This window comes from Pseudomonas sp. PvP100 (assembly GCF_017833055.1).
Classification (GTDB): domain Bacteria; phylum Pseudomonadota; class Gammaproteobacteria; order Pseudomonadales; family Pseudomonadaceae; genus Aquipseudomonas; species Aquipseudomonas syringae.
Genome location: NZ_JAFIBO010000001.1, coordinates 1,592,149 through 1,607,125, shown reverse-complemented (window position 1 = coordinate 1,607,125; position 14,977 = coordinate 1,592,149). Strand labels below are relative to the sequence as shown.

At 57.0% G+C, this 14,977-nt stretch carries 8 protein-coding genes; 4 read left to right on the top strand and 4 right to left on the bottom strand.

The features are described from left to right. The first annotated feature begins 819 nt into the window (after positions 1–819). Complete coding sequence (locus tag JOE39_RS06920; RefSeq protein ID WP_003318748.1) at positions 820–1,674, top strand: helix-turn-helix transcriptional regulator; 855 nt, start codon at positions 820–822, stop codon at positions 1,672–1,674. Positions 1,675–2,103: 429 nt separating this feature from the next. On the opposite strand, the gene JOE39_RS06915 is transcribed toward JOE39_RS06920, so the two are convergent. Together JOE39_RS06915 and JOE39_RS06910 are read right to left on the bottom strand one after the other, a co-directional pair. Continuing rightward, a complete protein-coding gene (locus tag JOE39_RS06915) occupies positions 2,104–3,126 on the bottom strand; it encodes an NAD(P)-dependent alcohol dehydrogenase (protein ID WP_210077654.1) in 1,023 nt (340 codons plus the stop codon). Positions 3,127–3,361: 235 nt separating this feature from the next. Then, a complete protein-coding gene (locus JOE39_RS06910) occupies positions 3,362–4,039 on the bottom strand; it encodes an RraA family protein (RefSeq protein ID WP_003346862.1) in 678 nt (225 codons plus the stop codon). A 239-nt stretch (positions 4,040–4,278) separates the two neighbouring features. Here JOE39_RS06910 and JOE39_RS06905 point away from each other — a divergent pair, with 239 nt between their 5' ends. Next, positions 4,279–5,256, top strand: a complete 978-nt coding sequence (locus tag JOE39_RS06905; RefSeq protein WP_210077656.1) for a hydroxyacid dehydrogenase — start codon at positions 4,279–4,281, stop codon at positions 5,254–5,256. A 78-nt stretch (positions 5,257–5,334) separates the two neighbouring features. Further along, positions 5,335–6,669 carry an MFS transporter gene (locus JOE39_RS06900; RefSeq protein WP_004404465.1) on the top strand — a complete coding sequence of 445 codons (1,335 nt, stop codon included), beginning with the start codon at positions 5,335–5,337 and terminating at the stop codon, positions 6,667–6,669. An 84-nt stretch (positions 6,670–6,753) separates the two neighbouring features. On the opposite strand, the gene JOE39_RS06895 is transcribed toward JOE39_RS06900, so the two are convergent. Further along, complete coding sequence (locus JOE39_RS06895; RefSeq protein ID WP_003420515.1) at positions 6,754–7,494, bottom strand: helix-turn-helix domain-containing protein; 741 nt, start codon at positions 7,492–7,494, stop codon at positions 6,754–6,756. 418 nt (positions 7,495–7,912) lie between these two features. Here JOE39_RS06895 and JOE39_RS06890 point away from each other — a divergent pair, with 418 nt between their 5' ends. Beyond that, positions 7,913–9,031: a metallophosphoesterase gene (locus tag JOE39_RS06890; protein ID WP_004404468.1), complete on the top strand. Its 1,119-nt coding sequence runs from the start codon at positions 7,913–7,915 to the stop codon at positions 9,029–9,031. A gap of 25 nt (positions 9,032–9,056) precedes the next feature. On the opposite strand, the gene JOE39_RS06885 is transcribed toward JOE39_RS06890, so the two are convergent. Further along, positions 9,057–14,894, bottom strand: a complete 5,838-nt coding sequence (locus JOE39_RS06885; protein WP_210077658.1) for a DUF3320 domain-containing protein — start codon at positions 14,892–14,894, stop codon at positions 9,057–9,059. Positions 14,895–14,977 lie beyond the last annotated feature (83 nt).

Sequence of the window (14,977 nt, the reverse complement as noted above, 5' to 3'; positions counted from 1 at the left end):
ATGAAGGGCGTTGTGATGCGCACTTACTGTGCACTATCGTACGCGTGGGTACTTATTCACTTGCTATCGAGCAGGATAACTAGTATGGCGTGCCTGTCCGGAGCGTCATGCCGCTTCGCTGCTGTCCAGCACATCCAGTAATACTGCGCGGAATGACACCCAGCGTTATAAGCGTCACGTGTGATCTCTCTCTTATTATTAAGCTTTTTTCATTGCAATTCAGGTGTGAAACATGAACTATATGGTTAGTATTCGGTCATACGCTCAGATGGATTTATTTAAGGCCCCTTCGATCAATATGATCACCTTAATATAAAAAAATGGTGCAACACGCCCCCGTATTGCCACCCCCGTGTGCGTACGTGGACAACATGGACAGGGATGGGAGTTGATCGTCATGCCAACGTTACTCGCTGCCTTTAGATCGCCGCCGCAGGCGTTATGGCTTCACTCTGTGGGACGATTGTCATCAGACAACCCTCTAGTTACTCAGAGTGATTCGCATTTCCCTGCGCTACCTGGCGCACCTCAGACTCAATAAACATCGATAAAAGAAGTTATCAATATTAACGAGTGCATTGCTTATGGTTAGCATTCTCGCTTTTCTTAAGACGCATGACTTTTTACTAGTGCGTGCTCTTGGGCAACGTTATCGCTCCACGTTCAACCTCTTGTTAAGTCAGTATAAACTTTGTATGACGCCCTACATATAATCTGTTTGGTCGCAGGGCTTGAAGAGTACAAAGCACTTACTTATTCATTTGCTGAATCAAGGCTGCGCCTTGGCGTGTCTCTTTATAAACGGAAAAAGGAACCCCGATGAACATGCAACAGCTTTTCCCGCATCTCGGCAAAGTGATCTCCGGTATTGGAAGCCGTCAGTTCGCTCGCTTGCTCCACGAGATGATTACCGCTTCATTGCCCGTGGATGCGACCCATGTCATTCAGGGACTCAGTCGATCTACGAATGAAGTCACCGGCGCTCAGGCCATAGGTGCATTTGGCGGAAACCTACACCAGGTGCTCACTCCCGGGGTCGATAGCAGACGTCTGGAGCCTGTTCTGTTGAGCCCGACAGAGCTGGCAGATACGCGCATCGACAGATCCATCAGGTTCGAGTCGCCCACTTACAGCGCGCAAGAGAAGCCAGGTCATGTGCCCTCCCACGCCGCTCTCCCCCAAGTACACCTCGCTTACCCGGGAAAGGGGGAATATGTGCTGTCGGTTTATCGATCACCCTCTGCCAAGGCATTCACCAGTCAAGAGCGCGCCCGACTCAAAGACCTGTCCTGGGTCGTATTGCCCATCGTGAAGCAACACATTGCGACCGTGACACCTACCCTCGTTTCGACAAACCCCTTGCCTGTCACAAAAAGCCTGAAAAACAAAGATGCCATGGAAGGCCTGCGCCAGCGTTTCCTGGGCCGCCTCGAGGCATCGGCGCTAAGCCTGTCTTCGCGCGAAACCGAAGTGTGCGTCGGCCTGCTGGCTGGTCTCACGGTGCCTCAACTGGCAGAAAGGCTTGATCTGAAAGTCAGCACAGTGGAGAGCTACTTCAAGCGCGCGGCGGTAAAAATGGGCATCGCGGGTCGCAGTGCGCTACTTCGCTGGTTGCATGCAGAGCAGCGCATGCAGCATCCAATCCCAGTAGAGATGTTTCAGGCGGCTGTCTGAGCAGAGTGCGGTTTTATGGTCGTTCCACATTAAAGGATTCTCCCACCGTGCAGCGGTACGGTCTGTAGACCAGTTGATACCCGTCTCGACCGCGACCGCCGCGCCATCCGGCGTATGCCGGACGTCATTGCCGTCCCCTCGACTGATCAATGTCGAGGGTAAACGACAATACTGTGCAGGTTTGTGCGTATAGCGCTATTCCTCTAGCGCATAAAAAAACCCGCCGAAGCGGGTCGTTTTTCTATCAATACCATTCCGACATCCTGTCAGTAGCCGTCCCGGCAATGGTGATCATCCTTGACCTCCGAAGCGCCTCCTGCGCAACGGTTGATGGCTATAGATTGCTACTTCGCGAGCACGTCGTACAGGGCTGATCCACTCCAGCGCGTGTAAGCCTTTCGCTATAGGTTCAACTATGGCGCAGCGAGATCACCCCTGTTCAAACTCGATCAACACCTTGCCGATGTGCTGTGCTGCGGCGAAATACGCGTAGGCTTCGGGGGCCTCGGCGAATTTGAATGTCCTGGCGACTACCGTTTCAATTCCATTCGCTTCGATGGCTCGTATAAGGTCGACAAACATCTCGCGGCTGCCGTTGGCAATGCCTCTGATTGTGACGTTTTTGAGGATCAGCGACAGGTAGTCGGGAATCGGCGAGTGCTGACCTGGCGTCACGCCTATTACTGCAATACGTCCGTTGACGGCAGCCGCCGCGATCGATTGCCCCAGGGTGTCCTGGCCTCCTGTCTCGATAATAATGTCGGCACCTGCGTTATCACTGAGCGCCATGACTTGCGCTGCCCAGTCCGGGTGCGTACGGTAATTGATCGTGATGTCGGCGCCAAGCTGACGCGCGATTTCAAGCTTCTCGTCACTCGATGAGGTGATCGCCACGCGTGCGCCGTGAAGCCTGGCCAGTTTCAACGCGGCCAGCGCCACTCCGCCGGTCCCCAGGCACAGAACGAGTTCACCCGGTTTGACCTTGCACACCTCCATCAGCGCGTTCCAGGCGGTCAGGCCTGCAGATGCCAGTGCGGCAACGTCCTTGTCAGCCAACGCGTCCGGTACGTGAATCAATGCAGCGGCGGGCAATACGACTTTTTCAGCCAGCCAGCCGTCATGGGTGACACCGACATCGTGGGCGAACACACTGCTGCGAAATTCGCCTTGCAGCCAGCTGGGGAAGTGACCGCAGATGACCCGGTCGCCCGGTTTGACCTGGCTGACGCCCTCGCCTACCGCGATGACTTCACCCATGCCTTCGGACACGGGAATGCGTTCTGGTAATTGTCTGGGGCCGTACGTGCCACGCAGGATTTGCACATCCCGGCTGATGAGGCTCACCAGGCGCGGCGCCACTATGGCCTGTCCCGGCCCGGCGATCGGCTCGGGCCGAGTGGTCGCGGTCAAAGCGTCCAGGCCTTGTTGAGATCCGATCTGAAAAGCTTTCATGAACGTAATCCTTGTGCAGTCAGCGCGAAGAGGTGTCTGTATCGCGCCTTGAAAAATATCGTGTGGCCCTTTTCAGAGCCGCGTGTTTTTCAATGTGTCGCCTACACGATACCTGCTCAACGCTGAGCATCAAGTCCGACACTCACATCCCGGCCGCCCTTTTCAACCGCCTGGCGTGGCGTAACGGCACGGCGCAGCGTTGCGCCACGCTCGTGCTTACGCCATGTGCACCAGGTTACTGCGGTAGCTGGCAGCCTTTTTTCTTCAAAGACTCCAGGACCCAGGAGCGATCGTTTTCTCCGCTGGCGATCTGTTCCAGTTGCTTTTGTTCGGCATGGTGTTTGGCTGAGGCGCGATCATAGACGTCGGCGACTTGGTCGTAGGGTACGCACAGCAAGCCATCCTCATCGCCTATGACCAGGTCACCCGGTTCGATCACCATCCCGTCGATTGCAATGGCCACGTTGATCTCACCCGGTCCGTCCTTGTAGGGGCCACGGTGGGAAATGCCCGCTGCGAACATCGGGAATGTCCCGGCAGCAATGCTCCCTGCGTCCCGAATCGCGCCGTTGATGACGATGCCTGCCACGCCACGCTTCACCGCATAAGCCACCATCATCTCGCCGATGAGCGCGTTGCTCAGATCTCCCCCCGCATCCACCACGATCACATCGCCAGGCTCGGCGATATCAATGGCGTAATGGAGCATGAGGTTGTCACCGGGCCGCGCTTTCACAGTCAATGCCGGCCCCGCCAGCACACCTTCACGGTGCATCGGACGCAGGCGAGCGCCGCCTGCGGTCATTCGATTCATCGAATCGCTGACATTCGCGACGGGTACGTCGCGATAACGTGACACCCACTCGGCGCTGACTTTGCGGGCTGCTTCGAGGACTCGGAATCCTATCGTCATGGGGCATATCTCTCTTGAAATTATGGGGTGCCGCCGAAAAGCTGCGTAATGCTAATTTCAGAATCACATTTCATTTAGAATCAATCAAGCAGTAAAAAAGAATTCATAACCCTTTTTAGATCGATAAAAATCAATATCGTGAAATGGCATTTCATTATGGTAGGGTTTAGGCATCGGGCTGAAGTTGCTGCCCGGTCGCACACCAAACGCGAACGCAAACAAGAACAAGGTACGCATCCATGACCCGCAAGATTCTGCTGACAGGCCCCGCCCTGGCACACGACGCGATGAGCTATGCGAATGATCTGGGCATTCAGATTTTCCCCTCCACCCCCTACCTGCCGGCTGAAGAGCTCACCTCGCTCATCCGCGACGTACAGCCCGACGCGATCATCGTCAGGCAAGGCAAGCTCACGCGAGAAATGATCGAAGCATCCCCCAGGCTCAAGGCGGTCGCAAAGCATGGGGTCGGCTACGACACCATCGATATTCAGGCGGCGGCAGAGAAAGGAGTCCCTGTCATGATCGCTCTCGGGGCGAATGCGCAATCCGTGGCCGAACATGCCTTTGCACTCATGTTCAGCGTGGCTCGACAAATTGCCTGGCTGGATGCCCGTACACGTCAGGGGCATTGGGACAAGGCCACCGCCAACGGCATCGAGCTGTTCGGCAAGACATTGGGGCTGGTTGGCCTGGGGGCGATCGGCAGCGTCCTGATGGATCTGGTTGCGCCTTTGCAGATGAAGGTCAAGGTCTTCGACCCTTACCTCAAAACGCTACCCGAACGTTCACACGTCGAGCTCGAAACCGACTTTGACCGCCTGATCGAATCCAGCGATATCATCAGCCTGCATTGCCCGCTGACCGACGAAAATCGCAACTTGATCAGTACCGCGCAACTGAACCGCATGCGCTCCAATTGCATCTTGATCAATACTGCTCGCGGCGAACTGGTCGATACTCAGGCGCTTATCCAGGCGCTGCAAACCAACAGGATCGCAGGCGCGGGGCTGGACACGTTCAATCCGGAGCCGCCTGCTGCCGACAGTCCGCTGTGGCAACTGCCGAATCTTGTTGCCACCCCGCATACGGGTGCCAATACCACCGAATCCCGTGATCGCGTGGGGCTGCTGGCTGTTCAACAGATCGTCAAAGTATGGGACGGCGACGCGCTTGATCCTCGCTGTATCGTGAATCGCCAATTGCTCGATAGCTGATCCAGCTTGCGCCCTGCTGCCGAGCTGGCGGGGCAAACATCTACCGTTTCTCCACAAAAATAAACACAGGAGAGCACCATGGCCCGCACCCAACCGACGCAACCGGTCACCGAACTCGAGCGCACCACCATGCGCCGAGTCGCATGGCGACTGCTTCCCTTCCTTATCCTCTGTTACCTGATAGCGATCATCGACCGGGGCAATATCGGCATGGCATCGCTGCAGATGAATCATGACCTTGGCCTTAGCCCGGCGATCTTCGGTTTCGCGAGCAGCCTGTTCTTTGTCTCGTACTTTTTGGTCGAGGTGCCGAGCAACCTGGCCCTGCAGAAATTCGGCGCGCGCATCTGGATTGCACGCATCATGATCACCTGGGGGCTGATTTCCGCAGGTACGGCTTTTGTGCAGGGCGCTAACTCGCTGTACGTCATGCGCTTTCTGCTGGGTGCTGCCGAAGCAGGTTTCTTCCCGGGCGTGCTGCTGTACATGACTTACTGGTTGCCGTCGGCCTATCGCGCACGCATGGTGGCGATCTTCATGGTCGCTATTCCAGGTGCAAACTTTCTGGGCTCCCCCCTTTCGGGTTACCTGTTGACACTGGACGGCTGGATGGGCATGAGGGGCTGGCATTGGCTGTTCATTCTTGAGGGTATCCCCGCCGTACTGCTGGGAATCGCCTGCCTTTTCATTTTGACGGATCGTCCCGCTCAGGCTCGTTGGCTGGATGACGAACAGCGCACCTGGCTGGTCAACAAGCTGGACGAGGAGCGCAAGCTCAAGACCAACATCGGCCATATCTCGCTGTGGAAGCTGCTCAAGCACAAGGATATATGGGTCATGGCGCTTATCTATTCAGGCGCTTCTGCGGCAGGCAGCACCATGAGTGTCTGGGCACCACAGCTGTTGAAAAGCTTTGGCCTGAGCAATCTGGAGATCGGTTTCGTCAATGCCATTCCTTACGGTATTGCGTCGGTTGCGATGATCATCTGGGGGCGCAGTTCGGACCGCAGCAATGAACGTCGCTGGCACACCTCCGCCACCCTGTTTTTGATCACGGCGGGGCTGTTGCTGGCGCTGGTCACGTCCGCTCTACCCGCCACTGTCGTGATGCTGACCATGGTGCTGATCGGCGCCTACTCGATGAAAGGTCCGTTCTGGGCACTGGTGTCCAACTGGCTTTCGAGCAGTACGGCCGCTGCCGGGCTGGCGGCCATCGGCGCCCTGGCGAATCTGATCGGAGGCGGGATCATGGTCAATGCTTATGGTGCCATTCACCAGGCCACGGGAAGTTATGCGATCGCTCTGCTGCCTCTGGCCGCGCTGTGCACGGCTGGTGCAATCGCCGTGGTTGTGATGGGCAGAAGCCGCAAGCGTGAGGCGCATGAGGACGCCAAATCTGTAGAGGTCAACTGAGAAGCTGGCGATAACGGTTTGAAACGCTGCCTTGCGCAGCGCTTCAAGTCGGCCGTTTATGGAAACTTCGCACTGCTGCCGGACTCAGACCGCTTCGTCGACCGCCGGTGCGCGATGTGCCACCTTCTCCTCGCCGAAGCTTTTCCCTCCCAGGCTGCGCGTCAGGTCGTCAGCCACCTCGATGAAGATGGAGCGGATCGCTTTTGCATAGTCGGCGGTCAGCCGCATCGACGGGCCTGAAAGCACCAACGCTCCGATGTTTTCATGCAGCGGGCCAAAAATGGGCAACGCCATTGAGGCCGCATGTGGATCCGTCGCACCGCTCGAGTAAAAAGGCTCCAGCCCATCCTTTGCACGTGCATACGGTGTACGCAATGCTTCGGCACTCGCCGCACCGTCCATGGGGCGCATGTCTCCAGGCTGCATGTGCAATCGCAGACGGTGAGGAGAGTTGACCCGGTACTGACACAACCGATAGGCACCGTGTTTCACATAAAAAGAGGCGGTCTCGCCGGTTTCTCCGGTCAGCTTGTGCAACCTTGGCAACACATGCCGCTCAAGATCCAGGGCATCCTGATAGACCGCATTGAGGCGCATGACTTCGCTCGCGAGCATGTAGCGACCGTCTGCAAGGCGATTGACGAAACCATAGGTTTCCAGGGAAACCATCAAACGCATGATCGTGCTTTTGATCAGTCCAGTGCGCTCTACCAGTTCCACAAGGCTCAAGGCCGAGTCTCCGATCTGAAACGAAGAAAGAACGGTGAGCACCCTATCCGCTGATGCGACTCCATTCACGGCGGGACGTGGACGCGTTTTGACCATCATTAACTCCTGTACGGCAGATTGCAGCATGAACCTCGAACTCGCACATTATCCGTTAGCTGAAAACGGATAGCCATGAAACCCTTGGTATCAGCCACGCTGCCCAGGTCAAAAAAACGCCGCCGGCGCAACGTCGGGTCTACAGTTTCATGTCCAGCCATGGACAGAAGCACCTGGCATGCGGCATCGATGTCGGCGGCTACCGATATTCGCTACGTTCAAGCATGGCTCGACAAGCGCCGCCCGTTACAAGAAACTTGGCATCACGGTTGTGCTTGTGTCGAAGTTCTGCCTCGGCACGAAGATCTTTGGCACCTCGGCCCGGCAACACGCTGCAGCATGACGAGGTCGACCTCATTACTGCCCGTGCCCTTGACGCAGTTATCCACCTCATCAATACGGCCAACGGAGCACGTTAATGTTTCATGTCATGTTCAGCATGCCCTGCCTGTACGTCATTGCCCGGTTCCTGTGGCCGATGCCTTGGGCGCTATCGGCGAAAATCGCCGTTGCCGTAGTGCTTGTCCTTGCCTCGCAATACCATTTGTATTGCCGGTTTTCTTCCGGCAGCGTGTTCTCGCCGGAGTTTCCTCGCTACGTCGTGATGCTGTTCAACTGGGCGTTCGGCGCAATCCTGTTGCTTGCGGTGCTGCAAATCATCGTCGACATCGGCACGTTGCTGACGATGTTGGTGCGCCGGCAGACGCTGAGCATTCCGGCCAATCTGCGTTACTTCATTGGTGTGGCAGCTCTACTGCTGGCAGCAGTCGGCGTCCAGCAGGCTGTGCGCGTGCCGCCGGTGAAAGACATCCAGATCGCGATTAAAAACCTGCCTCCGCAATTCGAGGGCTACCAAGTATTGCAACTGACCGACATGCACATCAGTCGCCTGTTCGATGCGCCTTGGACCCAGGCGGTGGTACAGCAGTCAAATGCGCTGGGGGTGAATCTGATCGTCATCACCGGCGATCTGATTGATGGATCGCTAGGCAACCGGAAACAGGATATCGAGGCCCTGCGCGATTTGCGTGCACCGGACGGCGTATACGTCATCCCCGGCAACCACGAGTACTTTTTCGACAATCAGGCGTGGATGCAGCACTTCGTGTCTCTGGGAATGATCCCTCTCGCCAACAGCCACACGATGATCGAGCACGACGGTGCACGCATCGCTCTGGCCGGCGTCACCGACGTCACTGCGCCGAAAACCGGCTTCCCTGCGCCAGACCTGCAAAAAGCCATAGCAGGCATCGCGAAAGACACGCCGATCATCCTGCTCGACCACCAACCCAGAAACGCGAAGGAAACAGCGACCCACGGCGTAGCGCTGCAACTCTCCGGGCATACCCATGGCGGCATGATCTTCGGTCTTCACTGGTTGCTGGCCCTGGCCAATGGCGGATTTGTGTCAGGGCTTTATGATGTGGGCGGAATGCAACTGTACGTCAACAACGGCACCGCCCTCTGGCCCGGGTTTGCCATTCGCCTCGGCAAACCTTCGGAATTGACCCGGATTACGCTCCGGCGGGCGCCTTAGCGCCCCATCAGTGGGGCGCTAGCTCTTATGTACTGAAGATTCGCTCCATCCGTTCACGCGCAGGTCCTGTGAGGCGCTTTATACCGAACAATCGAGCAACCTCCAGGGCCTTGTCTTCGGCATCGACACCCGTCGCCGCAATGCGCAATTCTTCAGCAGCAACCTCTTCTATGGCTCGTGTATCCTCGCTTGAGGCCGGAATCCGGTACGTCGTCCACCCGGCCACATCGCCTTCCGAGTGCCAGACGAATACCTCTTCAAACCCTGCTTGTTGAACATAATGGTGCTGCTCCGCCAATTCCAGCACTCTGTCTCTGATAAGCCGTCCTGATCGTTGGAAGCCATGTGCACGCGCAATACGCTGGATTAAAGCTGAGTCGCGAATCGGCGCTTCCTGGCGCAGCACTTCCTCAATGAGCTGACGAAGTACCGGAGTGTAACCAGGCAGGTGAAACTGGTCAGCCTGGATCAGTGGTGCGAGAGAAGAAAGGTCGGCTATGCGATAGATACCCTTCTGCCCCGCGGCGGCAGGTGTAAGGCCATGAGACAGCGCGATGCGGCTCTCACCCATCTCTGCTGGCAACTCACTGATGGAAGCAACCCGCTCATCAGGCGACTCTCCACTGATGCGGGGTACGGTGGAGAAGTCTATGACGATGGGCTCGGCCGTTGGCTGTTCGGTTATCTGTTGGTCTGCTGTCTCCTCCCTGGATTGCACCAAAAGATCATTCAACGCTGCGTTCAGTCTCTGCAATGCGCCTTCCTTGTCTACCCACCACTCAGTGGACCATAGCCGCACCAGGTTCCAGCCGAGGCCACTGAGAATTGCTCCGCGGACCTTGTCCCGATCACGGGCAGTGGCGGCGCTGTGATAGGTAGCGCCATCGCATTCGACGCCGGCCAGATAGTCACCCGGGCGGTCAGGGTGAACGATTCCCAAGTCAATGCGGAAACGCGACACACCAATCTGCGGCACCACTTGCCAACCGAGGCGCCGTAGCCCTTGAGCGACTGCCTCCTCGAACGGCGAGTCATAACCACCGACCGAGCCCTGTACCGCCTCGGCCAAAGCTTTTGGTCCGCGCTGGGCGAACTCTATGAAATGCTTCAGATCCCGGACTGCACGGGCATTGGTCCGGTTCAGGTCGATCATTGACGGATCAAAGGATGAGAACACCAACATTTCCCGGCGAGACCGTGTGATCGCGACGTTAAGCCTGCGCCAGCCGCCGTCTTTGTTGAGGGGGCCGAAGTTCATCGACATGACCTGCGCACCCGGCTCGGTCGGGCCATAGCCTATCCCGAGCATGATCAGATCGCGCTCATCACCCTGGACTGTTTCCAGATTCTTGACGACAACCGGCTCGGTCTGTGTGTCCTGGAAAAAAGGCTCGATCTCTGGGTACTGCTTGCGGGCGTTGTCCAGCAGATCATTGATCAGTTTTTGCTGATCAGAGTTGAGCGTGATAATACCGATCGAGTGGCCAGCAGCCACGAACGCTGGATCGGTAAGGCGCTTGACTGTCTCGCTGACGATGGCTTCGGCTTCAGCCTGGTTGTAACGCCCTTTGCCTTTTGCGTAGACGCCGTCGACCCTGCGCCACTCGACGGCACTTGCACGGGTCTCTGCTGCCGGGAAGGTGATGAGATTGCTGTCGTAGTAACGGTGATTGGAGAAGGCAATCAGGCTTTCGTGGCGACTCCGGTAGTGCCAACTCAGACTGTGGCTCGGCACCCCTGCTCCCAGGCATTCGTCCAGAATGCTTTCCATGTCTTCCGCGGTATCGTCGTCGCTGGCATTCGGGCCACGGTTGAAGAAGTTCGTCGGCGGCATTTGACGCGGGTCACCTGCGATAACGACTTGTCTGCCGCGAGCTATCGAACCGATTGCGTCCCATGGAGCAATCTGCGAAGCCTCGTCGAAGATGACCAGATCGAAGGGCGGTTGATCGGCGGGCAGGAATTGCGCAATCGACAGCGGACTCATCAGCATGCAGGGGGCCAGGCGATTGAGTGCGTCGCCCATTTCAACAGCCAGTTGCCTGACAGGTTTGTGCCGGCGGGACTTCTGCAATTCATGTTTGAGAATGGCAAAGCCGCTGCTCTTGGGGATGTCATTTTTGGAGGGGATCAAGCCACACAGTTTAGCCCGGATGTAACGCACCGTCAGTTTGGCCATTTCGTCGTCCAGACGCACGAAAGCCGCAATGTCGCTCATGTGCTCGGCAGCCACGAAATTCCTCAACAGAGGTTCGCCGTCTATACCCTGCGTAGCGAACCAATGAGCATAGGCCGTGACGAAGGTTTCTTCGCTTGCTGCAGGTGACAGACTCCCTGCCTCGAGCGCACGGGCCAGACTTGCCAAACCAGCCTCACCCGCCTGCTCGCGAACCCGGCACCAATCGCACCATGCCTTGAGTTGCTCCTCGTGTTGCTGGATCGAGAGTGAAGTAGCCCGCAACGCGCCAACGCTTGGTTGTGTGTCTGTACCGGCTGCAGATAATTCGGCAAACAGTCGAGCGGCGTCTTCATAGCGAGACAATGCCTGTTGCAAAGCCGATAGCGCTACGCCGATTTGCCCGCCCGGCGCCAACATTTCATTTGCCTCAACGACCAGACGCGCGACGGCGCTGCGCAATGAAATGAGGTGGTCCGGTGATTGGGCCAGACCGCTCATCAGCCCACGCAGGTTTTCAGCCATTGAGGCTGCACGAAATATCTGTGACACGTCACTGGTCAGGCCCTGCCAGCCCGGGATCGATTGCAGGCTGCCGGCCAATGTGTCCAGTTCGTTCAGTTGCGCGTACAGGCGCTCGAAAATTGCCAGGTCGCCAAGTGTGTCCGGCAGGCCCGCTGCGCCGCCTGAAGAGGCCAGTTTCTTTGCGACCTTTTTCTTGGCGATAGTCGCCAGGAACCAGAACTTTCCTTCGGCATCTCGCCATTCGCTGCGCATCGCCTCAACGGGAATGCGACGGCAGGCTTCGTCTGCATAATCCAGCGACAGACCTTCCTCAAGCTCTCGATAGCTTTCGATTAACTGGCACGCGCGCCGGGCTGCTTCGATACGCGCGACCGCATCGGGTGCAAAAGCGAATGAGAGGTTCAGTCCATAGGACTCCACGACCAGAGTCGCCAATTCGTTAAGGTGCTGAACCTGCGCCGGTTCAGATACAGGCAAGTCAAGGTGCGTCAGGCCAAGAAGTCTTTCACTCGTGGCACTCAGCGCGTCAAGGGCCTGCGGCAACTCACGTGCGGCATTCGCAATGTGTGCCTGCCAGGCGTTCGACCACTGGGTCTGCGCCAGAGCGCCGAATTTGCCTGACAGATTACGTGCGGCATCGCCGTTCAAGCCTAAGCGACGCGCAAGATCGAGCAACTGGCTGTACTCGGCGGCATCATGTTGCGTGTCTGATGGCCAGGTCAGCCTGGGTGTTTGAGGGCCATGATCACGAACCACACGACCAATCGCCTGATGCAGGGAGAGCCCGTTGCTCCAGCGTCGGTGCAGTACCTCGACCAGTTCGTTGAGTCGCGAGCGCAGCGTCTGCAAACGAGTGGCTTCACGTTCCCACGCCTCCGGGCTCAACGCATCGCTGACATCCCAGGCGCGGTCCAGTTGTTTGAGTACTTCAACTTTAGAGGCCTTGCTTGAATGCAGTTCCAGGCAAAACTCGCCAAGCCCCTTCTCTGCCAGGCGACGGTAAACGACGTCCAGGGCTGCGCGCTTCTCTGCCACGAACAGCACGCGACGTCCCAGAGCAAGGTTGTGAGCAATCATGTTGGCAATGGTTTGCGACTTGCCGGTTCCCGGTGGCCCGTCCATGACAAAGCTGTGGGTACCTGCAGATGCCACCACGGCAGATAACTGCGAGGAGTCGGCGGGCAACGGGGTAAAAAGCTCAGCGGGTGTTATCGACGAGTCCAAACGTTCGGGTCGGGGAAACTCGTCTGAACCGGAGAACCCTTCACGGGCGCCACCGGGTTCCAGTAAATGTTTGACCAAAGGGCTTTGCAATAGCTGCGCGGCGTTGGCATTCAGGTCTTTCCACATGAGGTATTTGGCAAATGAGAATGTACCTAACACAAGTTCGGTGCTCACCTCGAAACCCGGTACGTCACGCACTGCTCGCCGCACTACGTTCCAGATACCCGTCACATCAATGCCACTTTCATCACTGGGTAGTTCGCCGTCCAGTCCGGGAATCACCAACTCGAAATCATGGCGCAGCAATTCAAGCAGCGTCAGATTGAAACGCGGTTCTTCATCAAGAAGGCTTAGCGTCACCCCGGACAAAGCACTTTTACGTTCAAGTTTTACCGGCAGCAAAATCAGGGGCGCGGAGTAGGTTTTCGGGTCGTCGGCAGTTTTCTTCCACTTGAGAAAGCCGATGGCCAGAAACAGTGTATTTGCACCGCCCTCTTCCAGATCGCTACGCGCCTTTCGGAACAAATCGATCAGGGTTGCTTCAAGTTTCACCTTCTCCAGACTGGCGAGCACTTCGCCTCGAGCCAGCGCCTGACGAGCAACTTCGTCGACCAGGTTCTCATTATTCTGCTGCTCGTACAGGGCCACATCCCGGCCACTGCTTTTCAAGTCAGGTACTGACAGGATGCGAATGCGCTGGCCACTGGAAAGCAGATCTTCAAGCACGGCCGGATCCGGGCATATCAGGCGCACGCCCTTTGCGCTGTCCGGAAGGTGCAGGAGACGATTACGAGTCGTCAGATCCAGAAGTTTGCGTTGCCACAACGTCAGTTTTCCGGCTGGACCTTCGCTATCCGTATTTATTTCGACATCGAACCCCGGGAGTGCCGGAGCCTCCTCCAGCCCTTCAATAGTGGGTGGAGCATCGGCTGTATCATCCGATCCCTCGGTTACTGAGACGAGCGCCATCGGACGAATCTTCTGCATTCGGGCGCGGTGCAAATCGATGGCCATGATGAACTGCTCATCATCTAGCTGACGCTCGGCGACTGTAATCGCCTGGGAGAAGCCCGGCGCAGGTGTCTGTGTGGCAAGCGTGGTTTCGAATACCACCATTTCCTTCAGATCCAGGCGTTTGCGTACTGCCGACGCCTCATCGGTCAACAATTGAGAAAACTCTTGAGGCTGCAACCATACGCCTGCAAATGCGTGTCCCTTAGTCATGATAAGCAGGGCATTCAAGCCCGCCTGCTCCAAAGCTGCAGCAAACAGCAATGCAGTATCCAGGCAGGTCGCCACGCCGTTTTCCAGAACCACACTCGGAGGCCGGACCTTCTGCCCCTGTTGCTCAAAACTGGCCGGGGGTAATGCATAGCTCAACTGAAAGCTGCACACTCCGGACCAAATAGCAGAGGCAAGCTCCCAGGTTCGCGTGCGCGACTTGCTTTCATAGCCGTCGATGCCATCTTTCTTGCCTGCGCGCCGCAAAACCTGTGAGGCCGCTTTGAGTACCCGATCTACTGCGGGATCATTGGGCATGCAAAAAGCCGCAAGCAACTCCGGCATGGCGCTCAAGCCGCCCCACTCTGTGCGCGCCAGCAGTTCTGTCGGGAAGCGTTGCTCGACGAGTACGTCATCGCCTTGGGACAGGCGCATCACCACCTCAGCGCTGAGGCTTTCAGTCAGCCCGGACAAATAACCTGCGTTAAGCTTGATATCACGCTCGGAAATGTTGAGGCGATCACCTGCATGAATGCGGTCTATACGCCAAGTGCGGCTCTCTACGAAATCCGGGTCGGTGCTTAAAGTCAGGGTCAGGTTTTCAAAACCGGATTCTTCCTGGTTCCAGATACTCAATTCACGTACGAGCGGTACGGCGTTCTGGTGGGAGGCGAAACCGATCTTCCGGGCGATCAGCGCCTCAATCTTGATGTTCATTCACGGGCTCCTGCAGATGCGAGCGCTTGCCTCAGAGAGGCAGCCAAATGGGCATATAGTCCATGAGTCATCGACAATAAGGA